General features: G+C 70.5%; 21 protein-coding genes and 3 pseudogenes. 15 read left to right on the top strand and 9 right to left on the bottom strand.

What is annotated here, in order from left to right; translation table 11 throughout:
* Positions 1-25: 25 nt before the first annotated feature.
* Positions 26-922: an acetate--CoA ligase family protein gene (locus tag AC08OT_RS04410; RefSeq protein ID WP_476592425.1), complete on the bottom strand. Its 897-nt coding sequence runs from the start codon at positions 920-922 to the stop codon at positions 26-28.
* The gene (locus AC08OT_RS04405) at positions 852-2,138 is read right to left on the bottom strand and encodes a CoA-binding protein (RefSeq protein ID WP_476592424.1); all 1,287 of its coding nucleotides are present in this window, start codon (positions 2,136-2,138) and stop codon (positions 852-854) included. Before AC08OT_RS04405 ends, AC08OT_RS04410 begins: the two co-directional genes overlap by 71 nt.
* A 167-nt stretch (positions 2,139-2,305) precedes the next feature.
* Here AC08OT_RS04405 and AC08OT_RS04400 point away from each other — a divergent pair, with 167 nt between their 5' ends.
* Positions 2,306-4,435, top strand: coding sequence for a catalase (locus tag AC08OT_RS04400; protein ID WP_476592423.1), 2,130 nt, complete (start codon positions 2,306-2,308; stop codon positions 4,433-4,435).
* A 580-nt stretch (positions 4,436-5,015) separates the two neighbouring features.
* Here the strand turns inward: AC08OT_RS04400 and AC08OT_RS04395 are convergent.
* Positions 5,016-5,225 carry a DUF397 domain-containing protein gene (locus AC08OT_RS04395; RefSeq protein WP_476595498.1) on the bottom strand — a complete coding sequence of 70 codons (210 nt, stop codon included), beginning with the start codon at positions 5,223-5,225 and terminating at the stop codon, positions 5,016-5,018.
* Entirely contained in the window at positions 5,222-6,112 is an 891-nt protein-coding gene (locus AC08OT_RS04390; RefSeq protein ID WP_476592421.1) for a helix-turn-helix domain-containing protein, read from the bottom strand. Before AC08OT_RS04390 ends, AC08OT_RS04395 begins: the two co-directional genes overlap by 4 nt.
* Before the next feature lie 320 nt (positions 6,113-6,432).
* Between AC08OT_RS04390 and AC08OT_RS04385 the strand changes: the two genes are divergently transcribed.
* The 8 genes from AC08OT_RS04385 (at position 6,433) to AC08OT_RS04350 (ending at position 15,740) form a co-directional block, all read left to right on the top strand.
* Positions 6,433-6,720, top strand: a complete 288-nt coding sequence (locus AC08OT_RS04385) for a hypothetical protein (RefSeq protein WP_476592420.1) — start codon at positions 6,433-6,435, stop codon at positions 6,718-6,720.
* 61 nt (positions 6,721-6,781) lie between these two features.
* Positions 6,782-7,297 (top strand): ATP-binding protein, encoded by a 516-nt coding sequence (locus tag AC08OT_RS04380; RefSeq protein WP_476592419.1) that lies wholly within the window; start codon positions 6,782-6,784, stop codon positions 7,295-7,297.
* A gap of 431 nt (positions 7,298-7,728) precedes the next feature.
* The gene (locus tag AC08OT_RS04375) at positions 7,729-8,295 is read left to right on the top strand and encodes a hypothetical protein (protein WP_476592418.1); all 567 of its coding nucleotides are present in this window, start codon (positions 7,729-7,731) and stop codon (positions 8,293-8,295) included.
* A gap of 39 nt (positions 8,296-8,334) precedes the next feature.
* Positions 8,335-11,421 (top strand): TM0106 family RecB-like putative nuclease, encoded by a 3,087-nt coding sequence (locus AC08OT_RS04370; RefSeq protein WP_476592417.1) that lies wholly within the window; start codon positions 8,335-8,337, stop codon positions 11,419-11,421.
* A gap of 289 nt (positions 11,422-11,710) precedes the next feature.
* Positions 11,711-11,869 carry a hypothetical protein gene (locus AC08OT_RS04365; RefSeq protein ID WP_476592416.1) on the top strand — a complete coding sequence of 53 codons (159 nt, stop codon included), beginning with the start codon at positions 11,711-11,713 and terminating at the stop codon, positions 11,867-11,869.
* Positions 11,870-11,953: 84 nt separating this feature from the next.
* Complete coding sequence (locus AC08OT_RS04360) at positions 11,954-12,556, top strand: helix-turn-helix transcriptional regulator (RefSeq protein ID WP_476602553.1); 603 nt, start codon at positions 11,954-11,956, stop codon at positions 12,554-12,556.
* Between the two features lie 779 nt (positions 12,557-13,335).
* Positions 13,336-13,482 carry a hypothetical protein gene (locus AC08OT_RS04355; RefSeq protein WP_476602552.1) on the top strand — a complete coding sequence of 49 codons (147 nt, stop codon included), beginning with the start codon at positions 13,336-13,338 and terminating at the stop codon, positions 13,480-13,482.
* A complete protein-coding gene (locus AC08OT_RS04350) occupies positions 13,476-15,740 on the top strand; it encodes an MMPL family transporter (protein WP_476602551.1) in 2,265 nt (754 codons plus the stop codon). Before AC08OT_RS04355 ends, AC08OT_RS04350 begins: the two co-directional genes overlap by 7 nt.
* Positions 15,741-15,936: 196 nt before the next feature.
* On the opposite strand, the gene AC08OT_RS04345 is transcribed toward AC08OT_RS04350, so the two are convergent.
* The gene (locus AC08OT_RS04345; RefSeq protein ID WP_476592266.1) at positions 15,937-16,224 is read right to left on the bottom strand and encodes a Rho termination factor N-terminal domain-containing protein; all 288 of its coding nucleotides are present in this window, start codon (positions 16,222-16,224) and stop codon (positions 15,937-15,939) included.
* Positions 16,223-16,339 (bottom strand): annotated as a pseudogene (locus AC08OT_RS04340) (ChaB family protein); the annotation flags it as partial. The pseudogene AC08OT_RS04340 and the gene AC08OT_RS04345, both read right to left, overlap by 2 nt.
* A 593-nt stretch (positions 16,340-16,932) precedes the next feature.
* Between AC08OT_RS04340 and AC08OT_RS04335 the strand changes: the two are divergent.
* Positions 16,933-18,027 (top strand): N-acetylmuramoyl-L-alanine amidase, encoded by a 1,095-nt coding sequence (locus tag AC08OT_RS04335; RefSeq protein WP_476602550.1) that lies wholly within the window; start codon positions 16,933-16,935, stop codon positions 18,025-18,027.
* A gap of 50 nt (positions 18,028-18,077) precedes the next feature.
* Here AC08OT_RS04335 and AC08OT_RS04330 read toward each other — a convergent pair whose 3' ends face one another.
* Positions 18,078-18,758, bottom strand: coding sequence for a class I SAM-dependent methyltransferase (locus AC08OT_RS04330; RefSeq protein WP_476592260.1), 681 nt, complete (start codon positions 18,756-18,758; stop codon positions 18,078-18,080).
* A gap of 406 nt (positions 18,759-19,164) precedes the next feature.
* On the opposite strand from AC08OT_RS04330, the pseudogene AC08OT_RS04325 reads away from it, so the two are divergent.
* The 3 genes and pseudogenes from AC08OT_RS04325 (at position 19,165) to AC08OT_RS04315 (ending at position 22,654) form a co-directional block, all read left to right on the top strand.
* Positions 19,165-20,357, top strand: a pseudogene (locus AC08OT_RS04325) (LLM class flavin-dependent oxidoreductase).
* 54 nt (positions 20,358-20,411) lie between these two features.
* Positions 20,412-21,758 carry an NtaA/DmoA family FMN-dependent monooxygenase gene (locus AC08OT_RS04320; protein ID WP_476595393.1) on the top strand — a complete coding sequence of 449 codons (1,347 nt, stop codon included), beginning with the start codon at positions 20,412-20,414 and terminating at the stop codon, positions 21,756-21,758.
* A gap of 143 nt (positions 21,759-21,901) precedes the next feature.
* Positions 21,902-22,654 (top strand): FadR/GntR family transcriptional regulator, encoded by a 753-nt coding sequence (locus AC08OT_RS04315; RefSeq protein WP_476592258.1) that lies wholly within the window; start codon positions 21,902-21,904, stop codon positions 22,652-22,654.
* Positions 22,655-22,747: 93 nt separating this feature from the next.
* On the opposite strand, the gene AC08OT_RS04310 is transcribed toward AC08OT_RS04315, so the two are convergent.
* Positions 22,748-23,188, bottom strand: coding sequence for a response regulator transcription factor (locus AC08OT_RS04310; RefSeq protein ID WP_476595394.1), 441 nt, complete (start codon positions 23,186-23,188; stop codon positions 22,748-22,750).
* 731 nt (positions 23,189-23,919) lie between these two features.
* Here AC08OT_RS04310 and AC08OT_RS04305 point away from each other — a divergent pair.
* Both AC08OT_RS04305 and AC08OT_RS04300 read left to right on the top strand, forming a co-directional pair.
* Positions 23,920-24,111 (top strand): annotated as a pseudogene (locus AC08OT_RS04305) (alcohol dehydrogenase catalytic domain-containing protein); the annotation flags it as partial.
* A 14-nt stretch (positions 24,112-24,125) separates the two neighbouring features.
* On the top strand, positions 24,126-24,380 hold the full coding sequence (locus AC08OT_RS04300) for an SDR family oxidoreductase (protein WP_476592257.1): 255 nt from the start codon (positions 24,126-24,128) through the stop codon (positions 24,378-24,380).
* Positions 24,381-24,567: 187 nt separating this feature from the next.
* Here AC08OT_RS04300 and AC08OT_RS04295 read toward each other — a convergent pair.
* A partial coding sequence (locus tag AC08OT_RS04295) for an FAD-binding and (Fe-S)-binding domain-containing protein (RefSeq protein WP_476602549.1) occupies positions 24,568-26,512 on the bottom strand: 1,945 nt, incomplete at its 5' end.

Raw genomic sequence — 26,512 nt, 5'->3', positions numbered from 1 at the left:
ACAGTCCCCGTGCCCGAGAGCGGGCTCAACCGTCGGCGGCGAGCGTGCGCGGCAGCGTCCGTGGTTCCGTCTCGGGCGGGAGCAGGCGGAGGCCGGCATGCAGCAGCACGACGCCGCGGCGGCCGACGAGCACCGGATCAAGCAGGATCTCGGCGATGGCCGGCAGTTCCTCCCCGAGCCGGGCGACGCGGTGCAGCAGGTCGGCCAGGGCGTCGGTGTCGGCGGCGGGCGCCCCGGAGCCGCCGAGCAGCAGCACGCTGCCGCGGATCTCCTGGATGAGCTCGGCCGCGTCCCGGTCGGTCAGCGGCAGCGTGCGGGAGAGCGGGTCGACGAGCAGGTCCGCGACGACCCCGCCCAGGCGCAGTGAGAGCAGCGGACCGACGATGGGATCCTGCCGCAGCTGCACCACGGTCGAGACCCCGGCCGGGGCCATCGGCTGCACGAGCATGTCGCCCGGCCCGACGGCGGCGCGGATGGCCTGCCAGGCCTGCGTGAGCCCGGCCGCATCGTCGACTCCGAGTTGGACGGCGCCGACGTCGAGCCGGCTGCGGAACCGTTCGTCGGCGATTTTCAGCGCCACCGGCCACCCGAACGCCTCCGCCGCGGCGAGGGCCTCGGCCTGGTTGCCGACCCGCCGGCTCGGCCAGGCGTGCAGGCCGACCCCGGCCAGCAGGGTCGCGACGGCGGCATCGGGCAGCCACGCCCCGTCCTTCGGGTAGCGCTCGGCCTCGGCACGGGCGCGGTCCAGGCCGATGCCGGCCAGCACAGGGACGCTGCCCTGGTCCCGGGTCCGCCCGGCGGCATGATCGGCCGCGCGGGACAGCGCGAGCGCGGCCGACTCCGGCGAGGCGTTAGGACGGCACCGACCCCGGGCCCGGGGTACCCGAGCCGTCCCGGACAGCCAGATGGGCAGGGATCCCATCCTGCCCGAGAAAGGAGGCGAGCACCGGCAGGCCGCTCTCGACGGCCACCGCGCGCACCGAGCTCGCCAGCCGGTCGACCTGCGCGTGCGGGGTGACCAGGGTGATGATCGCGTCGACGTCCCCGGAGGTCGCGACCGCGCGCAGCGCGGCGTCGAACCGGTCCGGATCGGCCAGCGGCCCGAGATCGACGGGGTTCGTGGCGTGCCGATGGCCGACCAGCGTGGCGAGACCGGCGCAGGTCGACGCGGACAGCGCCGGCACGCCGAGCCCGTAGGTACGGCAGGCGTCGGCGGCGAGCGCCGCGAGCGCGCTGGAGGTCCGGACGATGCCGACCCGCCGGCCGGCCGGCAGCGGTTGGCAGGCCAGCAGTTGGGCCGTGTCGAACAGCTGGCTCAACGTGTCGACGCGGATCACCCCGGCGCTGCTGAACAGGGCGTCGATGTCGCTGTGGGCGGCCTCCCGCCCGCTCTTGAGTGCCACGACCGGCTTGTGCCGGCTGAGCTCGCGGGCGATCCGGGCGAACCGGTGTGGGTTTCCCAGGCTCTGCAGATGCAACATGACCACGCCGGTTCGTGGATCGGAGCGCCAGTACCGCAGCAGGTCGTTGCAGGAGACGTCCGAGCGGTCCCCGATCGAGACGAACGTGGAGATGCCCAGGGCGCGCTGGGAGGCGTCGGTGAGGAACGTGCCCGCGAGCGCCCCGGACTGGGTGAACAGGCCGACCCGGCCGGGCGGGGGGTCGCCGACCGCGAAGGTGGCGTGCAGCCGGACCGTCGGGACGGTGTTGATGACGCCCATCGCGTTCGGCCCGATCAGTCGCATGCCGCCGTCACGGGCGATCCGGATAACGTCCGCGAGCCGGGCCCGTCCCTCGTCACCACCGTCGGCGAAGCCGGCCGCGACCATAATGACGCCGCGTACCCCCTTCTCCGCGCAGGCCCGCATGACCTCGGCGACCCGTGGCGCCGGCACCGCGACGACCACGAGGTCGATCTCGACTGGGACGTCACACAGGTCCCGGTAGGCGTAGACGGATGCCACATGGGTTGCCGCGGCGTTGACCGGATAGACAGAGCCGGTGAACTCGCTGGCGAGCAGCCGGCGGAAGACCTCGTGACCGACCGAGCCCGGCTCGCGGCTCGCCCCCACCACGGCGACCGTGCGCGGGTGGAGCAGCCGGGCGATGCTGCGCGACTCCGCCAGGTTCTCCCGCAACGGATGCCTCCTCGCTGGTTCGTCGCCGGTTCCTCGCCGGTTCCCGTCGGCGGTGGGGAAGACCGCGACGCCGGCGCGACGCCGTCCGGAAGCGAGATTTACTCGTGTCGTCGCGGGTAGGTCCGGGTACGTCCGGACAGCATCAGGCAGTCAGCGAGGTGACCATCATGACCGATCCTGGGACGTCGCGCCTCCCGCGGGACGACGCGAAGCAGCAGCAGCTCGACGCCGTCCGAGTCGGCGACGACGGCGCCCGCATGACCACCGACCAGGGGATCGGTGTCGAATACACCGATGACTCGCTCGCGGCGGGGGAACGCGGTCCGACGCTGCTGGAGGACTTCCACTTCCGGGAGAAGCTCACCCGGTTCGATCACGAGCGCATCCCCGAGCGGGTCGTCCACGCCCGCGGTGCCGGTGCCTACGGGTACTTCGAGGCGTACGAGTCGCTCGCCGACGTGACCCGGGCGCACTTCCTGGGCGAGGCCGGCCGGCGTACCCCGGTGTTCGTACGGTTCTCGACCGTCGGCGGTTCCCGCGGTTCCGCGGACACGGTCCGGGACGTACGCGGATTTGCCGTCAAATTTTATACCGAGGAGGGTAACTTCGATCTCGTCGGTAACAACATGCCGGTATTCTTCATTCAGGACGGTATCAAGTTCCCCGACTTCGTCCATGCGGTGAAGCCGGAGCCGCACAACGAGATCCCGCAGGCATCCTCCGCGCACAACACCCTGTGGGACTTCGTCAGCCTCGTCCCCGAGTCGATGCACATGATGATGTGGCTGATGTCGGACCGGGCACTGCCGCGCAGCTACCGGATGATGCAGGGCTTCGGCGTGCACACCTTCCGGTTCGTCGATGCCGCCGGGCAGGGGACCTTCGTCAAGTTCCACTGGCGGCCGAAGCTCGGCACGCACTCCCTGGTCTGGGACGAGACGCAGAAGATCGCGGGCAAGGATCCCGACTTCAACCGGCGGGACCTGTGGGAGTCGATCGAGAACGGTACGTTCCCGGAGTGGGAACTCGGCGTGCAGCTCGTGCCGGAATCCGACGAGCACGCGTTTGACTTCGATCTTCTCGACGCGACGAAGATCATTCCTGAGGAGCGGGTGCCGGTGCGGCCGGTGGGACGGCTGGTGCTCAACCGCAACCCCGACAATTTCTTCGCCGAGACCGAGCAGGTGGCGTTCTGCGTACAGAACGTCGTCCCCGGCATCGACTTCACGAACGACCCGCTGCTGCAGGCCCGGCTGTTCTCCTACCTGGATACCCAACTGATCCGGCTCGGCGGCCCGAACTTCGCCCAGCTGCCGGTCAACCGGCCGGTCGCGGCGGTGCACAACAACTCCCGCGACGGTTACGGGCAGCATCGCATCCAGCAGAGCCAGGCGTCGTACTTCCCGAACTCGATCAGCGGCGGTTGCCCGGTGCTCTCCGATCCGGCGCACGGCGGGTACGTGCACTACGCCGAGCGGGTCGACGGGAACAAGATCCGTAAGCGGAGCGAGAGCTTCAAGGACTTCTACAGCCAGGCCACCCTGTTCTGGAACAGCATGTCCTCCTGGGAGCGGCGGCACATCGTCGACGCGTTCAGCTTCGAGCTCGGCAAGGTCGACTACACCCAGATCAAGGAGCGTGTCCTGGGACATCTCGCCCAGGTGGACCACGAACTCGCGGCCGGGGTCGCCGAGAACCTCGGGCTGCCGGTGCCACCGGAGAGCACCCCGAACCACGGACGGTCCTCACCCGCGCTGAGCCAGGCCGACCAGCCCAGCGGGGTGGCCACCCGCAGGATCGCGGTGCTCGCGGCGGACGGCGTGGACGAGGTGGCATTGCGTTCGGCCACCGCCGCGCTGCGCGAACAGGGCGCGATCCTGGAGGTTCTCGCGCCGCACGGAGGCATGCTCGCCACGGTGTCCGGCGACGCGCTGCCGGTGGACCGAACGCTGGTGACCATGTCCTCGGTCCTCTACGACGCGGTGTTCGTCGCCCCGGGCGAGCGCGGTGTCACCGCACTGACACACAACGGCGAGGCCGTGCACTACGTCGGCGAGGCGTACAAGCACGCGAAGCCGATCGGCGCGGTCGGCGCAGGGGCGTCGTTGCTCGAGATCGCCTCCTTGCCGGGCGCGCGGGTCGCTGACCAGGGTGACGCGGTGGTGTCCGACCGGGGTGTCGTGACGGTCCGCGACCTTGCGGGGCCGTCCGTGCTCGATGACTTCGGTTCCGCGTTCACCACGGCCGTGGCCGCCCACCGGCACTTCGACCGCGCGCTGGAGGCCGTCGCCGCGTAGGGCCGGGCGCCGTTGTTGCCGTTGTTGCCGTTGTTGCCGTTGTTGCCGTTGTTGCCGTTGTTGCCGATGGTGCCGATGGTGCCGATGGTGCCGATGGTGCCGATGTGCCAGATCGTGACGGTCAAGGCCCGTCAGGTCTTCGAGGAGGCCGGGTTCGCGCGTGATCACGGTGGTCCGCCGGCGTCGTACCGGCGGCGGGCCGAGTCACGCCATGAAGCATCGATGAGGTCTCGGTTCCGTTCCATCCCTGACCGGTCATCTTCTCCAGGGACCGAACCTCGATACGGACCCAGGTTTCTTTATCGCTGGCGAGGCCAATTGAGCGTCGCTTCCGCACCACCGCGGTTCGGTCAAGGCGAACGTCTAGGGACCGCTCGACACGTTTTAAGACATCGTCGTAGAAACCAGACCTGAGATCCAATTTAGCGCGGACTTTCGGCACGATGGGAGCTTTATCTCTCGTCGCTCGGTCGGATTATTGCCCGTCCGGTAGCGCTCTTCGAGCACCACACGGACGGGCAATAGTAGTGAAGACGTGTTAAAGTGCTATCTTGGCGCCCTGCGGACGCCGTATCGGCTGTCAGGCCGTGAACTCTCCATCCGTCACACCATGCACGAACGCCGACCATTCCGCATCGGTAAAGACCAGCGCCGGCCCGGTTCCATTGTCCTTACTGTCCCGTAGGGCGACAAGACCGCCGTCAAGGAACGCAACCTCGACACATTCACCCTTAGCGTTGCTGTAGCTGCTCTTGCGCCACACCGTGCCGGAAAGATCGTGACTGTTCATGGTTCGAGACTCCTAGCTCGATCAATGAGCATCTTGGTGCTCGCGTCCCGCTCTGCCGAAGATTCCCATATCGCGCTGAACGACTCTTCGTATTGCTCTACCTCACGATCTTTCTCTAGATACAACGCTCCGGTGAGTCCCTCCACGTAAACCGTTAGCGGTTCCCCCGCTCGTCCGGTTCCGTTCTCGGGAAACCGAAGAACGACGAACGGACCCGAGGTGACACCCGCGTGTAGGCCGGCGCTGAACGGCATTACCTTGATCGTGACATTAGGCAGTCGGTTTACGTCCGCAATCCGTTCGAGTTGCTGTGCAAGCACCTTCGGGCCGCCAACGGGGCGATGCAGAATCGACTCATTGAGAACAACATTCAGCACCGGGGGATCGGTCGCTCGGATCAGCAACGCCTGCCGGGCCATGCGCACGTGAATTCGCCGGTCTATTTCGTCGTCCTCGACACCGGGGTCTTCCGCTCGGATCAGGGTCCGTGCATACTCCTCTGTCTGGAGGAGACCGGGAACGAGTTCCGGCTGATAGCACCAGAGGCGAGAGGCCGCCTCTTCGAGCCCGATGTACAGGTCGAGCCAGGCCGGGATGACGTCGCCGTAGCTGTGCCACCAGCCGCGCGCCTTCGTCTCCTTCGCGAGCCCCATCAGCGCCTCGGTCAGATCGGTGGGCGCACCGTAGATCCGGCACATGATCTCTACGTCGAAGCTTCGGAGCGAGGTCAGCCCCGACTCGATGCGCCAGATCTTGACCTCGGACCACTCCAAGCGCCGTGCGGCTGCCCGCACGGTCAACCTCGCCTGGTTCCGAAGATCACGCAGGTACCGGCCGAGCGGACGGCGCGGCACGGTCGAGCCCGTCGTCGTGGTGCCCTCTGGCATCGCCCCTCCTTCGGTTTGAGGGTAGTCCATCACCCGAAATGGAAGACTCTGATCGCTATTTCGAATAAATATCAACATTTCTCAGCTTGCAGAATGAGTCTTGCATGTTGAGCTCTCGCGATGTTTGACTTCTGCGTGACAGCAGGCGCGCCGAGAGTGGTCGCCTGGCCCCTACGGCGTTGCAGTCGGCGGACGCTCGCGTCTCTCTGCGTTGCCAAGGCGCTCTTCTCGGCGGCATCCGCCGCGCTCTGCTGTCTGTGGCACGGGGACGGACTCGCGGCGCGGGGGGCTACCCGTCGCAAACCGAAGGGAGAGGGTCCATGGACGAACGCCGGTTCGTGGTGTGGGACGCGGACGGAAGACCGCTCGGCGCATTCCCCGACTTCGACACCGCCCACGAGTGGGCGCACGTGCGGATGCGGCAGGCGCGAACCCGCCTCCCCCTGACCCTCGACGACCGTGTAGCGAAGGTCAGCCGCCGCCTATCCCACGCCCGCTGTGAGCTGGTGGCGTGGGCCGAGTTCGCCGTGCTGCCCGGCTGCGACCCGCCCTCCCTGGGCGCAGGCGTAGACGGCACGGCGCGGCGCCAGCCTGCACAGCGGCCGTGAACGTCACGATCATCGCCTGCTGGGCGGCCACGCACGCGCTGACCGCCGCACGGGGCTCAGCATGACTGGTGACTCATCACCTGTGATCCGGGTGGCCGTGGCGCACTTCCCGCCAACCGCCGTCGCCGTTCCCGCCGTGCGTACGAGCACGGTCCGCACGCTCACGGAATGGTCAGTGGACCCGGACGCCGTCAGCAGTGCCGAACTCGTCGTCTGTGAGTTGGCCTCGAATGCCGTGAAGGCGAGCCGCCTGGAAAACCTGGAAAACGTGGTGGCCATGCGGCTTACCGCGACGAGCAGGAATGTCCTTGTCGAAGTGTGGGACGGCAATGACACCGCTCCCCGGATCAAGATCCCGGACGTGTTCAGCGAGGACGGGCGTGGCTTGTTGATGGTCGACGCGCTGTGTAGCCAATGGTCGTGGTACCGGGTCAAGACCGGCGGAAAAGTCATGTGGGCGGAGATTCCCGGCGGGTTGCGGCCCGCGCCGCCGACGACGGACGCCGAGGGTTGGGCCGGAGCCTATGGCACCGGTCGTCTACCGCACCGACCCGGAGACCTTGAGGCGGGTCGCTGACGAGTTCATCCGGCGTTATCGGCTTCGTCCCCGCGCGGCTTTCCGCCACGCGCACGGCTGGACGCCTGCGGCCCACCTATCCGATATTTACTTTACATCTTGTTCGGCCGTATTGCCGGATTTCCTGTCCGTCCGCCCACCGGACAACCCGTAAAGACGGGTGGGTCGACAATGTGGCGCCCAGAGGAGCCAGCGCGACAACCGGGCCCCCGGGCAGCAGATCCACCCCGGCCCCCGCACCTGCTATACCTCCTGCGTGCCGGAAGGCGTGGCCGGCCGCGTTCAGTCCTTCGGGGCACGCCCGGCCGGGTTGGTCCGGACCGTGAACCCGGATCGGGAGAGGATCGGCACGGGACCGAACGGGATGGCCCGGATGGAAACGGGATGGCCCAGATGGGGATGGTGTCGTGCACAGGTTCGAGGACCGCTGGGTGGTTTCCGCCAGTGATCTTGTCGACGTCGTCGAGTGTGGGCATCGCGTCGGGCTTGCGCACGCGCTCGCCGCCGGGCTGGTGACCGGGGAGACGTCGGATGACGGGCCGCGCCGGATCGACCGGGTGCGCCTGACCCCCGCGGACACCACTGCCGTGCGGCACGGCGAGGCGCACGAACGACGCTGGCTGGAGCATCTGCGCCGGTGTTTCGGCGCGGACGGGGTCGTGGCGATCGAGCGGCCCGCCCCCACGCTCGCCGCCCTGGCCCAGGCCCACGAGCGGACCCGCCAGGCGTTGGCCGCCGGGGTTCCCGTCGTCTACCAGGGGGCGCTGTTCGACGGCGCGTTCCAGGGGCGCCCCGACTTCCTCATCGCGGCGCATCTCGACCCGATCACCGGCGTGTCGACCGGGCCCGCGGTCGCGGGCCGCTACGAGCCCTACGACGCCAAGCTCGCCCGGCACGCCAGCCCGGGAGCCGTGCTGCAGCTCGCTGCCTACGCGGCGGCCTTACCGTCGGTGGGCGTACCCGTTCCGCGGTTCATGCATCTGTTGCATCCCGCGTAGCGGGCCACCGCGCCCGCTCCCGCTCCCGCGCCCGGGGTTGTGCGCACGTTCCGGGTCGACGATGTCGTGCCGATGGTCGGGCACGCGCGCAGCCGTCTCGCCGATCGGCTGGCGGTCGCCCCCGTGGTTCCCGAACCATCCTGGGCCGAGCCCCGGTCGGCCTGCGCCACCTGCGCGTTCAGCGCGCACTGCACGCGCGGCCGGGCGGAGGCCCGCGACCTGTCCCTGGTCGCCGGGCTGCGCGGCGACCAGCGACGGGTGCTGCGCGCGGCTGGCATCACCGCGGTGGAGGAGCTCGCCGCGGCCCGCGACGACCAGCGGCCCGCGACGATGTCCCCGGCGACGTTCGCGGGACTGCGTCTTCAGGCGGAACTGCAGGCCGCGCAGGATGCGACGCGGACCGCGGACGACCCGGTCGGGACGGTGACCGTCCGGATGACCGGCCCGGAGGGTCTCGCGGCCCTTCCGGCACCCGATCCCGGTGACATCTACTTCGATATGGAGGGCGATCCGTACGCGCTGGACGCCGCCGGTCTGGAGTACCTGTTCGGCGCGGTCACCTTCGCGGACGGCGAGGTCTTCCGGGCGTTCTGGGCGCATGATCGGGCGGGGGAGCGGCAGGCGTTCGAGCGTTTCGTCGACTGGGCGACGGAGCGGTTGCGCGCGCACCCCGGCGCGCACATCTACCATTACGCGCCCTACGAGCCGAACGCGTTGCGCCGGCTGGCCGCGCGACACGGTACGCGGGAACGGCAGGTCGACGATCTGCTCGCTGGGCACCGGCTGGTGGATCTCTACGCCGTGGTCCGGCGCAGCCTGCGGATCTCCCAGCCGTCCTACTCGATCAAATACCTCGAACCGCTGTTCCTGCCCGGTGCCCGGCAGGCCGAGGTGAAGAACGCCATCGACAGCATCGTGGCGTACGAGAGCTTCCTGGCACACCGCGCCGCCGGGGAGCTCGCCGCGGCCGACCGCGTCCTCGCTCAGATCGCCGACTACAACCGGATCGACTGCGTGTCGACCCACCGACTGCACCGCTGGCTGCTGGGCCTGCGGGAGGCCGACGGCGGCACGCCGCGGATCGACCTCGCCGCCCCGACCTCCACAGCCTCCGGCACCGACCCGGTAGACCCCGCCGACGCCGACGCCGACGCCGACGCCGACGCCGCGCTCGTCGACACCCTCGTCGCGGCTCTTCCCGACGACCCGGCTGACTGGACGGACGACGAGCGGGCGCGCGCCCTGCTCGCCGCGGCCGTCGGATACCACCGGCGTGAGAACAAGCCCGCCTGGTGGTCGTACTTCGCGGCGCTGACCGCCGATCGCGCCACGCTGGAATCGGCCGACGACTGCGCGGTCCCGGTGAGCTGGACCGTTGTCGAGGACTGGGTCGAACCGGCCGGGCGACGGCGGCGGAGTCGTCGACTGCTGCAGGCCCGCGTCGATCCGGACTGTCCGCATCCCTTCGACCGCGGCGAGGCGGTGCGGCTGCTCTACTCGGGACCGCCCGGGGCCGAGGGCGCTACCACCGACGCGGTCGTCGAGCGGGCCGAGCCGCACACGCTGCTGCTGCGGGAGAGCGTCGCCCCCGACGACGTGGCCCGCAGGCCGCCCCTCGCCGTGCTGCCCGGATCGCCGGTGCGTCCGGAACCCAAGCCGGCGGCGATCCGCGACCTCGCCCGCCGGACCGCCGACGCCCTGCCGGACCTGCCTGCGGACCCCGCGTTGGACCTGCTGCGCCGTCGCCCCCCGCGGCTGATCGGCCGGGGCGACCTGCCGGCGCTCGGCGAGCACGACGGAGACCAGATCGCCGCCGTGCTCGCCGCGGTGAGCGCGCTCGACGGCTCCTATCTGGCCGTGCAGGGGCCGCCTGGGGCGGGCAAGACCTACCTCGCCGGCAGGCTTATCCGCCATCTCGTCGAGCAGGGGCGCACGGTCGGGGTCTGCTCGACCAGTCACAAGGCGATCGAGAACGCGATGCTCGCCGCGACCGGCCAGCCGCCGGCGGACCCGAATCCCGCGGACGCCCGAGCCGCGGATACCGGGGCCGCCGACGCCCGGGCCGCGGACGCCGTGCCCGCCTGGCGCCCCGCGGTGCCCGCCGCGAAGAAACAGCGGTCCGGGGCGAAGCCGGCTCAGGCGGCTCCGGGCATATTCCCGCCCTGGGACGGTCCGCGGGATCTGCGGGCACTTGCGGCGTGGCGCCGGGAGCACCCCGAGGGCCACCTGGTCGGGGACACCGCCTGGGCGTTCGCGAACCCGGTGCTGCGTGGTGACCCCTTCGACGTTCTGATCATTGACGAGGCGGGGCAGTTCGCGCTCGCGGATACCCTCGCGGTGGCCGGCGCGGCCCGCAACCTCGTGCTCCTCGGCGATCCGCAGCAACTGCCGCAGGTGGTGGCCGGCCTCCATCCGGACGGCGCGGACGCCTCGGCGCTGTCGCATCTGCTCGGCGACGCCGAGGTGATCCCGCCCGAGTTCGGCTACTTCCTCGATCGGACCCGCCGGCTGCACCCGGCCGTATGCGCGCCGGTGTCGGCGCTGGCGTACCGGGGGCTGCTGCACGCGCATCCGGTGGCCGGGACGCGCGCCGTGGCGGGTGTACCGGCCGGGCTATACCTGCACGACGTCGAGCATCACGACAACGGCACCCGGTCGGATGAGGAGGTTGCTGTGATCCGTGACATCGTTCGCCACCTGCTCGGTCGTACCCTCGTCGACGGCGGGCCCCCGCGCCCGCTCCTCGGCAGCGACCTGCTCGTCGTCGCCCCCTACAACCGGCAGGTGCGGGCGGTCGAGCACGCGCTGGGCAAGGCGGGCCTGCCCGGGGTGCGGGTCGGGACGGTGGACCGTTTCCAGGGCCAGGAGGCAGCCGTCGTCATCACCTCGCTCACCACGTCCAGCTCGGCCCAGGCGCCGCGGGGGCTGGACTTCCTGCTCTCCCGCAACCGGCTCAACGTCGCGATCTCCCGGGCACAGGTGGCGGCGGCGCTGGTCATGTCACCGGCGCTGCTCGACAGCTCTCCCCGTTCGGTCGCCGAACTTCAGCTCCTCGCCGGGTTAGCCCGGCTGCGTGCCATGGCCCGAACGGACCCGCTCACTGTGCGCTCCCTGATACATTCCTGACACTTTCCTGGTACGTTGCCGGAACCTGATGGGTGGTAGCGATGAAGCCACGGAGTCCACTACGCGCCCGCGGCCCCCAACTCTCATGCAGATATGTAAAGTCCGTTTCATCGGTATTTGTTTGTGCTTATTGTAAAGCCGGTGCTAGGATTCGCGACGTCTGGGCAGGTTGGGGAAGGGGATGCTCATGACTCTTACACTGGATATTCCTAGCCGTATGCAAACTGTTCTGCCTCGGGCGCTCGCGCGCCTGCGGGCCTCATCGGGTGCACACATTACTTGCGGGGGAATGGTAGCGCTCCATTCCCGCACCCTGACCATCACCAACGTGGACGGGCCGGGGCCGGCCGGGCTGATCGGTGTCGAGATCCCAGCCGGGATGGGCATCGGCGGTCAGGTCGTCAAGCATTGCCGGCCGGTCGTCATCAATGATCGAGCTGCCGCGTGAAGAGCGCTGCGATCCACCGCCGCGGAGATCGACGACACCGGTCTCGGTGCGATCATGGCGGTGCCGGTATGCGAGGACGGCGCGGTGGCCGCGGTACTGTACGCCGCTCTCGAACCGGATCTGTCATTCGATGAGTCGGCTATTCACGCAGCTATGGCGGTGGCCCGGTTGATGGAACGCGAACTCGGTCTCGTCAGTGGGGGGCCGCGGTCGAGGGTGCCGTCCGTACCGGTCCAGGGGCGGGTGCCGGTCCAGGGACGGGGCCTGGTCGAGGGGCGGGTGCCGGTCCAGGGCGGGGTGCCGGCCGTGCGGCCGGGGGCCGTCCCGTTCCCGCGGATGTCGGGTCTGCCCCGGGAGAGCCTGCGGCTGGCCTACCGGGAGCTTCAGGAGGTCACCGAGCATGTCGCCGACCCGTTCCTGCGCGGTCGCATCGGCGGGGTGTCCGAGCTGCTGCGCGGGCTGCTCGCCGAGGAGACGAAGACGGTCGGACGGCTGACGCTGACCCCGCGCGAGCTGGAGGTGCTTGCCCAGGTCTCGCCGGGATTGTCCAACGTCGAGACGGCCCGCCGGCTGACGGTCTCGCCCGAGACGGTGAAGGCGTACCTGCGCAGCATCATGCGCAAGCTCGGTGTCCGTAACCGCACAGCCGCGGTACACGCCGCGCGCCAGCTGGGAATGCTGCCCTGATCTCAGGGGCCCGCACCGGGCCCCTGCCGGGGGCGTGGCCGTGGCTGCCGGTCTGGCAGTCACGGCCATTCGACCCCGCCGTATATTCCCGGCGCCGGTGTACGAGGATCTCGACCGCGGGTCGATGTGGCCTGCCATCGGTGCCATAGCGGTGTTTTTCACGCTGTGCGGGCAGGAGTGGCGGGGCCGCCCGGCCGGCGAGCCGAGGCTCAGGCCGGGCCTGAGGCATTGCCCTACTACTTTCGGGATTGCTCCCGGCATTCCCGCCCACTCCTCCTACGCCGCGGCGGCCGCTTACCCTCGAAGATTTTTCCGGCGGCCCTGCTTTCGGCGGCCGAATATCGATCGTGGCCAGACTCCCGCTACACTTCTGCCTCCGGGCGAGGGTAGTTCGGGACCAGGGTCTCAGGCAGGTCTACTTTCAAGGTGGAAGCTCGGGACTTCCTCGCAGTGCTCCATGCGGTGCTCCATGCCCGGACGCGTGGCCGCTGGCGGCCACCGTCCGGCCGTCACGAGATCCATCGGCACGGGAGATCCTCGAAGGAGCGTCATGCCGTCGTTCGCTGATCCGGCGCAGCAGCGCGAATCCCGCCCCGATCGGGTGACGTATGCCGCGTTGTCGCACGGACGGGACGAGGGGTCGCACGGACGGGACGAGGGCTGGGCCGACCGAGGCCCCGCGCCGACGGGCTCCACCGGCGCACCACCCCGTTCGCTGTTCACAATGGTGGCTGACGCGGCCGTCGTGTACCGGGAAGGGTACTCGCCGCTGCCTGCTGGTGGTCGTGCTGCTGCCGTGGAATGCCGGAATCTACGACCAGCTTGCCACCGGTGGTTTCTACGCACCGGGCGATCCGTCGACGCGGGCCGAGCGGCTGCTCGACGAGGAGTTCCCGGACGCGCCCCCGACGTCGCCATCATGCTGACGTCGGCCCCGGGTATCGACGGGCCGATCGCCGCCCGCCTGGGCCGGGAGCTCACCGGGCGGATTGCCGCGGAGCCGGGGGTGACCTCGGTGCTGTCGTACTGGCCGGGCGGGCCCAACGAGGCGAGCCCGCTGCTGCGTGCGAAGGACGGTCGGTCGGCCCTGATCGTGTTCCGGATCACCGGTTCCGAGGACCACATCCAGCACCGCCTGAACGCCCTGCACGACCGGTACGCCCACGACGGCCCGGGGGTCCAGGTCCGGTTCGGCGGGGCGCCCGCGGTCATGCGTGACGTGACCGAGCGCAGCCGTGTCGACCTGGCGCACGGTGAGCAGATCTCCGCTCCGCTGGTGTTCCTCGTGCTGCTCTACGCCTTCGGCACGGTCCCGGCTGCCCTGCTTCCGGTCCTGGTCGGCGTGGTGTCGGTGGTGTCGAGTCTCGTGCTGCTGCGGCTGGCGGCCACGCTCACTGACGTGTCGGTCTTCTCGGTGAACCTGACGACCGCCCTCGGATTCGGTCTCGCGGTCGATTACAGCCTGTTCATCCTGCGACGTTTTCGGGACGAACAGGACCGCGGGCTGCTCCCGGCGGCGGCGCTGCGCCGGACGCTGGAGACCGCCGGGCGCACGGTGTTCTTTTCCGGGGTGACGGTGGCGCTGTCCCTGACGGCCGCGCTGGTCTTCCCGATCTATTACCTGCGTTCGTTCGCCTTCGCCGGCATCATCGTCGTCGTCGCCTCGGAGGTGGCCGCACTGCTCGTGCTGCCCGCGGCGCTGATGGTCCTCGGTGACCGCATCGAGCGCGGCAACGTCCGGCTGGCGTTGTCACGCCTGAGACGCTCGGGGTCACGCCCGAGGCGCTCGGGTCGCCAGCGGTCCGGCGGCCACCGCGTGGGGGCCGCGGCGGCTGGCCGCGGCTGGTCGGCGCTGGCGCGGCGGGTCATGCGCCACCCGGTGTTCTTCGGTGGGGCCGCGATCTTCGTGTTGGTGCTGTGTGCCGCGCCGCTGCGCCACCTCAACCTCGCGCTGGCCGACGACACGGTCCTGCCGGCGACCGCGGAGGCTCACGTCGTCAATGACGCGATGCGGGAGGACTTCGTCGTCTGCCTGCCCTGCCAGATTCCGATCGTGGTGCCCGGAGTGGACGCGCGGGACCCGGGGAACGCCGAGAAGCTGACCGACTACGCGACCCGGCTGTCCGCGCTGCCGGGTGTTGCCCGCATCGACACCGTCACCGGCAGCTTCCTGCGGGGCGAGCGGGTCGGTGCGGTGCCGAAGACTCCGATGAGGTACGTCGGAACGCATCGCGGCGCCTGGCTGTCGGTGTGGCAGACCGACAGGTCTCCGCTGTCCGAGCCGGCGAAGGACCTGGTCCGGAGGCTGCAGGCGACACCGGCGCCGTTCGGCGTCCTCATCGGCGGACTCGCGCCACACTTCCTCGACACCTCGCATTCCATCAAGCGGAGTCTGCTACCGGCCTTCGCCGTCGTGATGACGGCGACCTTCATCCTGCTGTTCCTGTTCACCGGCAGCGTGCTCCTTCCGCTGAAGGCGATGTTCCTCAACACGCTGAATCTCGCCGCCACCGTCGGGCTGCTGGCGTTCGTCTTCCAGGACGGGCACCTGACCGGTCTTGTCGGCGACTTCCAGGTGTCGGGCACGCTGGAGATGACCAGCCCGGTCCTGATGTTTTTCATCGCGTTCGGGCTCAGCATGGACTACGAGATCTTCCTGCTCGCCCGCATCCGCGAGGAGTACCTGCGGACGGGAGACAACCACGATTCCGTCGCCCGTGGGCTGGGGGCGACCGGTCCACTGATCACGAGTGTGGCGCTCGCTCTCGTCGTGGTCATGGTCGCGTTGTCCGCATCGGACATCAGCATGATCAAACTGGTGGGTGTCGGGCTGACCGTGTCGATCGTGCTCGACGTGACCCTCGTCCGAGCGATCCTCGTCCCGGCGTTCATGGCCCTGGCGGGCGACTACAACTGGTGGGTTCCCGAGCCGTTGCGCCGTCTGCACGCGCGGTTCAGCCTGCGGGAGGACGGCGACGAAGCGGCCTCGCGCGCGGGGGACCTCGGGCTCGGGGGACCCCCCGACCCCGGCAACCGCATGACGACGAAGATCACTTATCGGCGGGGGCGGGGGGAACCCACCCGCTGGACCCGGCCTCCGGCCGGGCCGGCCCCGACCTGGCACTGCTACCTGCGCCCGCGGCGGCGCGCGGACGGTGGGCCCTTAGGATTCGGAATGAAATAACTTGTTCACTTCTGGGTCCTCGCGAGCCCGTGACCTGCGAAGACGCATATTGGCTTGCATTAATTACTTCATTACGAATTCTTACCGGCCATGATGGGTATCCGGGGTTTCGCACTCGACGGCATCCGCGTCGAAAGCTCATAGGTAGTAAACGCCAATCTTGGTCCTGGTCGGTATTCCCAGGAGCGGACGGCTCCTACGCGCCGCTGCGGGCCTGCGCGGTCCGCCTGCGGTTGGCCTTCTTGATCGCCTCGACGAGATCGTCCCTCGACATCGTCGATCGGCCGGGGATACCGAGCTCGCGGGCGAGCGCGCAGGTGCGTCGGCGAGGCGTTCGCGTCCACGCCCTCGGCGGTCGGCCCGCTGTGCCGGGAGGCGGGCGTCGGCGTGGCGGCCTGCTCGTCGGAGGGACCGGGCCGACCCTTCGGCCGCCAACGGTCCCCCACCTTCTCGTGGGTGTGCTTGAGGGCGGCAAAGGCCGCACGGTGGGCACGCGCACCCTCACCGTAGGTCTCCACCGTCGAGTCGTGGGTCTTCTTCCAGGTGCGGATGGCCTGATCGTCGGAGCGGGCGATGGTGGACGGAACATCGTCCCGCATCTCGTCGGCCTGCGCCTTCTTGTCGGTTTTATCGGTCTGCGCTTCTTCCCGACCATGGCACTCCTCCTCCCGAACGGATGCTCAGGTTTTCCCGAACGGATGCTTATGGACCTTCCCGTGACGCCGGGACGTATTCCCCGTCCCCGTTGCCGCCGGGTAGCTCGTGGTGGATCTCTTGGTGCCTTGATTCACAGGGTGAGGCATCGACTACCGTAGCGTGCCAATGTCTTGACCATGACGACCCGAAGGACGCCTCATGTCCCATGCCGCTGACCCGTTTCGCCGGCGTCGCCGTGAGCCCGGTCTGTCCCGGCGCGGAATTCTCGGTCTCGCCGGTGCCGGTCTGGGTGGATGGGCGGAGACGCTGCTCGACGCCGCGCCGAGCAGCGCGTCCGCTGGCCCGGCCGGGCCACCGGCCGCAGGGGTCCGACCCGGTGCGGAAGCGCGGGCCCTCTCGGCGCCGGGGACGCGTGTCGTGCTCGTGCCCCGGACCCTGGCCGCCGTGACGAGGGGAGTGGGGCCCGCGACGTCGGATTTCGACATCGGTTACGTGGCCGTCCGATGGACCCGTGACGGGAAGGATCGCGCGGCGGATGGCCGGGCCGGTCCCGGGGGTGCCGGCACGGGGACCGCCGGGACCGCCGGTGCCGCCGGTGCCGCTTCTCGGGGCGCCGAGATCCGGCTGCGCCAGCCGGGGGGGTGGGTTCGACGCATGGCGGCCGCTGGCGGTCGGCTGTCCGGTGGATCGGGACGACCCGCCGGCCGGGGGGAGGAGCGCCGCCGTGCTGGTCGCCGCGCACCGCGCGACCGGCTACGAACTGTGGTTGCCACCCGGCGCGACGTCCGTGACGTCCACCGCCCTGAACACGACGTCGGGGCCGTTGCAGCGGTTAACGGCACCCATTGTGTCCGCCTACGTCGCCCTTTCCGCGATCTCGGCTTCGCGCGCCGCCCGGTCGCCGGGGCTCTTCGCCGCGCCCAGATCGTCGCCGCCGCCCCGTGTCGCGACCGCGTCCGGGGTGTCGGCGGTCCCCGCCGCGCCGGTCGCCCCCGTCCGGCTGCCGGCGACGCTCGACTTGCGCTACCTGCCCCGGGCCGCGTGGGGCGCGGACGAGTCGCTGCGGCTGTCCCCCTCACCCGGCAGCGGTTGGAAACCGACGTACCACCCGGGCCAGGTTGTCACGGTTCATCACACGGTGACGCCCAACGACGATCCGAACCCCGCCGCCACCGTGCGGGCGATCTACCACTTCCATACGGTCGAGCGGGGATGGTCGGACATCGGGTACCACCTCCTCATCGACGAGGCAGGCACGCTCTACGAGGGCCGGTGGTCGGGAACGGAGAGCGTTCCCGACCACCGGGAGGACGGCTACGTGGTGACGGGTGCGCACCTGGCGGACTTCAACGCCGGCAACGTCGGCGTCGCGCTGCTCGGTGACCTGCGGACGCGCACCCCCACCGCCGCCGCCCGTCGCACGCTCGTCCTGGTGCTGCTCGCGTTGACCGGAGCGCATCATCTCGACCCGCTCGGCACCGTCCACTACGTCCATCCGGTGAGTGGCAGGCGTCGTACCGTCCCGGCCGTTAGCGGGCACCGCGACTGGATGGCCACCGAATGTCCGGGCGGCGCGGCCTACACCGCCCTGGCAGGTGTGCGGACGGACGTCGCCCGGCAGCTGATGTGAGGTTCACCGGCTGGTGCCCCGCCGGGTGACGGGGTGGGCCGTGGACGGGCTCAGGGGCGCCAGCCGGCATAGACCGCGAACCTGCCGTGCTTGGCGACGCAGTCGACCGGCGCGAATCCGGCGTCGGCCAGCCAGTCGAGCTGGTCGGCGAGCGGCGCGCACCGATCGAAGGACATCCGCCGCAACGCGGCCTGCCACTCGGCGTCGTCTGAACCCGCCGCCCGAGCCTGCCGTTCGTGCATGTCCTCGTACTGCCGGGTCAGGGCGGCAGTCGGGCCGTTGACCTGCTCGAGGTTGACGAACAGCCCACCCGGCCACAGGACGTCGCGCACCCGGCGGAACAGGTCGCGCTTGCCGGGGTCGTCGAGGTGGTGGATGGCCAGCGCCGAGACGACCGCGTCGAACGGGCCGGTCGGCAGGGCGGAGGCGAGGTCCGCGACGGTGACGGCCTTGATCGAGCCGGCGGACAGCCGCGCCCGGGCCTTGGCCAGCATCGGCGCGGCGCCGTCGAACAGGTGAAACCGGACGTCGGGGACGGCCGCGGCGGCCAGCAGACCGGTGCCCGCGCCGAGGTCGAGCACCGCCGGTTGGGCGCCACCCTGGCGCGCCACCAGGTCGCCGACCGATCCGTACAGCAGGTCGAAGGAGGGGACGAGCCGGCGGCGCTCCCCGTCGTAGGTCTCGGGATCCCAGCCCGGCGTCTCGGAATATGAGATTACTATCTCATCCATTGGACAATCATACGGTCGGGACCGGCTGCGCACCCGAACTTCCCGCGCGGGCCTGACGTATCGCACGTCACATTTCCGCCTCCTTCTTGACGCGGCAACGTTCTCTTACTCAGAGTGAAAAGTGTGCGCACATCTCCATTGCTGACGTGCCGCCGCTGCATCGACTACGGGCGCGCTGAGACCAGCCGTTGTCGCTGACGGCCCCGCGCTGTCCCCCGATCGGGCCCGTCCCCGGCACCTTCGTGGCCGGAGTTCCGGGCGCGCCCTCAGCGCCACTACCCGCGCACCATCGTTTCCGGCGCCGATCTCGGTGCGGTGAGGCAGCGCCCGACGCCGTCCACCGTCCGTCGCCCGGCCACCCACCGTCTGAGGAGATCCCGATGCGCCGCATGTTGGATCCGACCCGATGACCGCCCTCGCGGAGCTGTGTCTCGCCGTCGCTCTGGACGGAGCCGGGTGGCATCCGGCGGCCTGGCGGGAGCCCGATGCCCGCCCGGCCGAGCTGTTCACCGCCCGCTACTGGACCGACCTCGTCCTGGAAGCCGAACGCGGGTTGGTCGACTTCGTCACCATCGAGGACTCCCTCGCCCTGCAGACCTCCCGTCTCGACGGCCCCGACGGGCGTACCGACCAGGTCCGCGGCCGCCTGGACGCCGTCCTGACCGCCGCCCGGGTCGCCCCCCTGACCAGCCACATCGGCCTCGTCCCCGCAGTCACCACCACCCACACCGAGCCGTTCCACATCTCCAAGGCCATCGCCACCCTGGACTACACCAGCACTGGCCGCGCCGGGGTGCGCGTCCAGGCTCTGCGCCCCGGCGAAACTCCCCACCTCGGCCGACGCGACCTCCCCACCATCGCCGACTACCAGACCCCCCAGGCCCAGGCGGTCATCAGCGACCTGTTCGACGAGGCCGCCGACTACGCCGAGGTCCTACGCCGGCTGTGGGACAGCTGGGAAGACGACGTCGAGATCCGCGACACCGCCACCGGACGGTTCATCGACCGCGACAAACTGCACTACATCGACTTCGAAGGCCGCTGGTTCTCCGTCCGCGGGCCCTCCATCGTCCCCCGTCCGCCCCAGGGCCAGCCGCTGGTCACCGCCCTGGGCCACACACCATTTCCTACCGGCTCGCCGCCCGCGCCGCCGACGTCGCTTACATCACCCCGCACACCGCCGCCGACGCCCGGGCGATCGTCGGCGAGATCCGCGCCGAACAGGCCGCGGCCGGACGCGCCGACGACACCCTGCACGTCTTCGCCGATCTCGTCGTTCTCCTCGACGCCTCCGCGGAGCAGGCCGCCGAACGGCGCGGTCGTCTCGATGCCCGTGCCGGTGAGCCCTACACCTCCGACGCGCTGATCTTCGCCGGTACCCCCGGCGACCTCGCCGACCTTCTCCTCGACTGGCGATCCACCGGGCTGACCGGGTTCCGACTACGCCCGGCCGCCCTTCCCCACGACCTCGAAGCCATCACCCGCGGGCTCGTCGGTGAACTCCACCACCGTGGCGCCTTCCGCACCGCCTACCAGGCCACCACCCTGCGCGGCCACCTCGGCCTGCCGCGACCCGCCAACCGCTACGCCACCGTCTGATCGTTGATCCGACTCTCGGCGGCGGACGTCACGCAGGATTCCGGAGGACCCCCGATGAGCAGGCCGATCAAGCAGATCCACCTGGCTGCGCACTTTCCCGGAGTGAACAACACGACGGTGTGGAGTGATCCGCAGGCGGGCAGCCAGATCGAGTTCAGCTCCTTCGCCCACCTGGCCCGGACCGCGGAGCGGGCGAAGTTCGACTTCTTCTTCCTGGCCGAGGGGCTGCGCCTGCGTGAGCAGAACGGGCGCATCCACGATCTCGACGTCGTCGGCCGGTCGGACACCTTCACCGTGCTCGCGGCGCTCGCCGCGGTGACCGAACGGCTGGGGCTGGCCGGCACCATCAATTCCACATTCAACGAGCCCTACGAGGTCGCCCGGCAGTTCGCCAGCCTCGACCATCTCTCCGCCGGTCGGGCCGCGTGGAATGTGGTCACGTCGTGGGACGCGTTCACGGGGGAGAACTTCCGCCGCGGTGGCTACCTGCGGGAGGAGGACCGTTACGCCCGCGCCGAGCGGTTCCTGCGCACGGCGTGGGAGCTGTTCGACTCCTGGCACGGCGACGAGATCGTGGCCGACAAGGAGTCCGGGGTCTTCCTGCGGACGCCGCGGCCGGGCGCGTTCGACCTGCACGACGCGTTCTTCGACATCAGCGGCCACTTCAACGTGCCGCGCGGCCCGCAGGGCCGGCCGGTCATCTTCCAGGCCGGCGACTCGGGAGCCGGCCGCGAGTTCGCCGCCTCGTCCGCCGACGCGATCTTCAGTCGGCACAGCACGTTCGACGCGGGCCAGGCCTTCTACGCCGACATCAAGGGCCGCCTGGCCCGCCACGGCCGCAGACCCGAGCAACTGGTGGTCCTGCCGGCGGCGACCTTCGTCCTCGGCGACACCGACGCCGAGGCGCGGGAACGGGCCGGCGTGATCCGGCGCCAGCAGGTCAGCGGGGCGACGGCGATCCTGTTCGCCGAGCAGCTCTGGAACCGCGACCTCTCCGGCTACGACCCGGACGGCCCGGTGCCCGAGGTCGACCCGGTACCGGGGGAGAACACCATCTCGAAGGGCCGGGCCAGCGTGCGGATGTTCGACGACCGGCAGGCGACCGTCCGGCAGTGGCGCGAGCTCGGCGAGGCGAAGAAGCTCTCGCTGCGCGAGGTGGTCATCGAGGTCACCGGACGGCAGTCGTTCATCGGTTCGGCCGCCACTGTAGCCGAGACGATCAACAAGTTCGTCCAGGAGAACGCCAGCGACGGGTTCATCCTCGTCCCGCACATCACCCCGGGCGGGCTGGATGAGTTCGCCGACACGGTCGTGCCGCTGCTCCAGGAGCGCGGCGTATTCCGCACCGACTACTCGGGGACGATGCTGCGCGAGCACCTCGGCCTCGCTCCGCTCGGGTAACGGGCTGCCCGGTCGGGCTGCCCGCCCGGCCCGCTCGGCCCGCCGTCTCGAACTCCTCGCCGGCGGTGTTGTCTTCGGTACCTGAAACTCACAGGTACCTGAAAGTATGATGTTGCTCGCGTCACGCTCGGGAGGAGGGGCGCATGGAACGGGTGGCCGCGGTGAACACGGCGACGGCGGTCGCTCATGTTCTGCGGGAGGAGATTCTCAGCCGGCAGGACGGCGACCTGTACCTCGGCCAGGAGAACGAGCTGCTGGCCCGGCTCGGCGTCAGCCGGCCGTCGCTGCGTCAGGCGGTGCGGCTGTTGCAGGCCGAGGGGATCCTCACCGTCCGCCGGGGTCATCACGGCGGTCTGTACGGGCAGCGGCCGGACGCGGCCGGGGTCGCCCACATGGCGTCGGTCTTCCTGCGCACCCGTCGGGCCTCGTTCGCCGACCTCAGCGCGACCCACGCCCTCATCGCCACCGAATGCGCCCGGCTCGCCGCGCTCAATCCGGATCCGGCCGAGCGGGGTCGGCTGCTGACCTTCGTCGACAGCGCCGTCGACAGCGCCGTCGGCGGTGCCGTCAACGCCGCCGTTGACGGCACCGCCGGTGGGGATGCCCGCGACCATGCCCGGACCCGGGCGCAGTGGGGCGTGCTGCTCGCCGAGATCGCCCGCAGCCCCACCCTTCAGCTCTTCGAGGACGTGCTCGGCTCGCTGTCGCAGTACCCGGCCTCGCGGCCGTTCCTGCCTGACCCCGCCAGCGTCGCCCTGGCCTGGGAGCAGTGCCGGTGGATCGCCGAGGCGGTGCGGGACGGCGATGCCGACACCGCCGCCGCACTGTGCCGTGAGCACGGGGACGCGATGGCCCGCTACCTTCGCGACCAGCCGGAGGATCTCCTCGGCTGGTGAGCCGTCCGGGGCCGGGTCCATGCCGCCGCCTGGTCACGGTCCGCGCGTCGTCTCGCTGGGGGGCTACGGCGCCGCCTCGGTCCAGCGGGCCGCTCAGTCCAGCAGGCCGCTCTGCCGGGCGGCGTGCACGGCTGCCGTACGGTTACGGACCCCCATCTTGCGCATGATGCTGCGCATGTAGGTCTTCACGGTCTCGGCGCGGATCGTGAGGTGCTCCGCCGCCTCGACGTTGGAGCAGCCAGTGGCCACGAGGGTCAGCACCTCCATCTCCCGCAGGGTGAGGCGGAAGGGCGGCGGCTTCGGCGGGCCGGGCGTGACGACCGGTTCGTTGCGCAGCAGGGAGTAGATGTGCAGGATCTGCCGCCGGAGATGGGGGGCCGTCATCTGGGCGCTCAGCTCCAGCAACTCGATCTGGGCCAGGCGGACCCGCTCCCGCTGCGTGCGAGAGTCGGGCGGCTGTCCATCGGCGACGAATGGTCCCGGTGCGCGGTCAAAGCCGGCAGGGGTCATCGTCCGGTGCAGGCGCACCTGCATCGGGATCGAATCCGATGCCACTGGGCCCATTATGCTCCTCTCCCTATCCACGTCGATAACCCAGCTACCTCCGGATGGGCGCCCCCGGACAACCAGGCGCGTACCGGTGTATTCATGAAGGGGCGGTCGGTCCCGGGATCAGCCGTACACCACCTTTGTGTGATGTCTTCCATGATCCGGTCGCGGGTGAAGTGGGCACACTGCCACGTCGGCTCCGCTCCAGGCTGGCCGTCCGTCTTCGTCGGATGCCCGCTGCCGGCTACATCGAAAAGGTTATCTCCTTGCTCCGGCCGGTCGTCAATGGTGTTGCTCCCATGCCAAGAACATACTGCTCCCCCCGGCCGGAAGGCCCGAGGGTAGTCTTGAATGCTACCCCGAAAGGGGCTCCTTCGGGGGCGTCATGCCACGTCGCCGCACCAAAGTACCCCTCGGTTTGAGGTGGCGCGAAGGAAATTCCTGGAGGCAGGCGGGAACCCGCACGTCAGCGGGTTGACGGCGGGCAGCGTAAACGGCCTCGGGGGTTATCCGATGAGCCCGCCGGGTTAATAGGTGGGACGACGGCGGATGATGTGGGCGGATGCACGGGAATCCGCGCGGGTGGATGGTAGGAATAGGCCGGACTGGCCGTGGCGGCCGCGGCCACACCCGGCCCGAGTTAGCCGGTCGGAGCCACCCGGCCCGAGCTCGCCGGCCCGCTCTTCTTCCCCACCGAGCCGCGTCCGCTGACCGGCTTGTCGATCCCCCTCGTCCTGGGGCACGCGTTAGGCGGCACCGTGGTCGACAGGGGCGATGGTGTCGGTTCGGTCGTCGTGGGCGACCGGGCCACGGGCGAACCGATCTACCGCTGCGGGCAGTGCCCGCCGTGCCGGGCCGGCCGGTACAACGTCTGCCGCCAGATCGGCTTCCACGGGCTGATGGCCGACGGCGGCATGGCGGCATGGCGGAGTTCACTATCGGCCGGGCGATCGCGTTGCGCCTCGCGGCGGACGGCGCGGACATCGCCGAAAAGCTCGGCGGCCACCTGGGCCTCGGCAAGGGGCAGGCGCTCGAGCAGTACGCCGCCGGGATCCCGCTCGGCCGCGGGCAGATACCCGAGGAGGTGGCCGCCTTCGTGTCCTATCTGGCCGGTCCGGACTCCGCTTACATGACCGGGCAGTCGGTGGTGATCGACGGTGGTCTCGTGATGCGCTGAAAGGCGGGTTTCCGCTCGAGCCGGCGGGTCAGGAGTGGATGACGGCCCGGCCGGTCATCGACTCGGGCAGGATCCGTACCCAGTGCGGATGCTTGACGCGGTCCGCCCAGGGCTTGAGTCCCAATGCCATTTCCGCTAACCGGCCCGTCCGCGGTCGCCGACGGTGGCGGCCTGCTGGCGACGGTCTTCACCGTGGAGATCTGAGCCCGGCGAGATGCTCGGCGAGCAGCTCGACGAGATGCCGCCCGCGCCGGGCGGCGACGTGTTCGGCCTGGGCCCGGCAGGAGAATCCGTCGGCGAGCAGCACGGTGCCCGCGGGAGCCGAGGCGATCGCCGGGCCCAGGGTGCGGGCGGCGATCGCCATCGACACGTCGTAGTGCCCGGCCTCCATGCCGAAGTTGCCGGCCAGGCCGCAGCACCCGGCGAGGACGGTGACGTCCGCGCCGGCCACCGCCAGCAGGCCGCGGTCGGCGGCGAATCCCATGACCGCGTGCTGGTGGCAGTGCGGCTGGGCGAGGACGCGCACCCCGTCGAGGCGCGGCGGAGTCCAGCCGACGGTGTCGCCGAGCAGCTCCGCGAGGGTACGCACCGCACCGGCGACCAGCGCGGCGGCGGGGTCGCCCGCGAGCAGCTCGACGAGGTCGCCGCGCAGCACCGCCGTGCAGGACGGTTCCAGACCGACGATCGGCGTCCCGGCCCGGGCGTACGGCGCGAGGCGGTCGACGGTCGTCCGCAACCGGCGGCGCGCGCCGTCGAGCTGGCCGGTGGTGATCCAGGTGAGACCACAGCACGCGGGGCCCGGCGGCACGATCACCCGGTAGCCGGCGTCCGCCAGCACTGCCACGGCGGCTCGGCCGACCTCGGGGGAGAAGGCCTCCGTGAACGTGTCGATCCACAGCATCACCTCCCGGCTGTGGGCCTCGCGTCTGTGGGCCGCTTGCCCGTCGGCCGCTTGCCCGTCGGCCGCTTGCCTGTCAGCCGCTTGCCTGTCAGCCGCTTGCCTGTCAGCCGGCCGCCCGTCAGCCAGGTACCCGTTTCCCCGGTCCGGGCCGCCGTGCTCGCGCCACCAGCGGCTGAACGGTTGCCTGGCGAAGGCCGGCACCTCGCGGCGCACGTCCATGCCCCCCACCCGCAGCAGCAGCCGTCGCACCGCCGGTCCGGCCAGCACCGCGTTGACCAGGCGTGGCGCCCGCCCGGCGACCCGGGCCCAGCGGGGCAACCAGCCGAGCACGTAATGGCTGACCGGCCGGAGCCGATGCCGGTAGGCGCGGAACAGCACCTCGGACTTGTACGTCGCCATGTCCACCCCGGCCGCGCAGTCGCGCGCGCACGCCTTGCACGACAGGCACAGGTCGAGCACCTCGGCCACCTCCGGGGCCCGGGCGCCCCCGGCACCTCCGCGGACCAGCGAGCCGTTCGCCATCTCCTGCAGCACCCTGGCCCGGCCGCGGGTGGAATCCTTCTCGTCGCGCGTCGCGAGGTACGACGGGCACATGAAGCCGCCGGCCGTCGGCGTGTCGGCCCGGCAGGTGCCCAGCCCGACGCAGCGGTGGACGGCCCGCCCGAACTCCCCCGCGTCGGCGGTGAAGGCGAATCCGCTGCTGGCGGGCAGCGGGCGAGCCGCCGGCAGGCGCAGGTCGGCGTCGATCGGCCTCGGCCGGACCAGCACACCCGGATTGAGAAGATCGTCCGGATCGAACAGGGCCTTGAAACCGGCGAAGACGCCGAGCGCGGCCGGCGAGTACATCCTGGCCAGCAGCTCACCGCGGGCCCGGCCGTCCCCGTGCTCACCGGATATCGAGCCGCCGTAGGAGGCGACCAGGTCGGCGGCCTCGGTCAGGAACGGGCGCAGGCGCCCCGGGGCGTCCGCCAACGGTAGATCAAGCCGGATGTGCACGCAGCCGTCCCCGAAGTGTCCGTACGGCACCCCGTCGATCCGGTGCGCACGCAGCAGGTCCTCGAAGTCACGCAGGTAGGCCCCCAGGCGCTGCGGCGGCACGGCCGCGTCCTCCCAGCCGGGCCAGGCCGGTTCCCCCGCCGCGGTCCGCCCGGCGAGACCCGCGCCGTCCTCGCGGATCCGCCAGAGGGCGCGGGTCTGCGGGCCGGTGGGCAGCACCCGGGTGGCCCTCGTG

The organism is Frankia sp. CgJB1 (assembly GCF_977947065.1).
The sequence above is the reverse complement of the archived record's forward strand: the minus strand, read 5'-3'. Positions and strand labels throughout refer to the sequence as shown.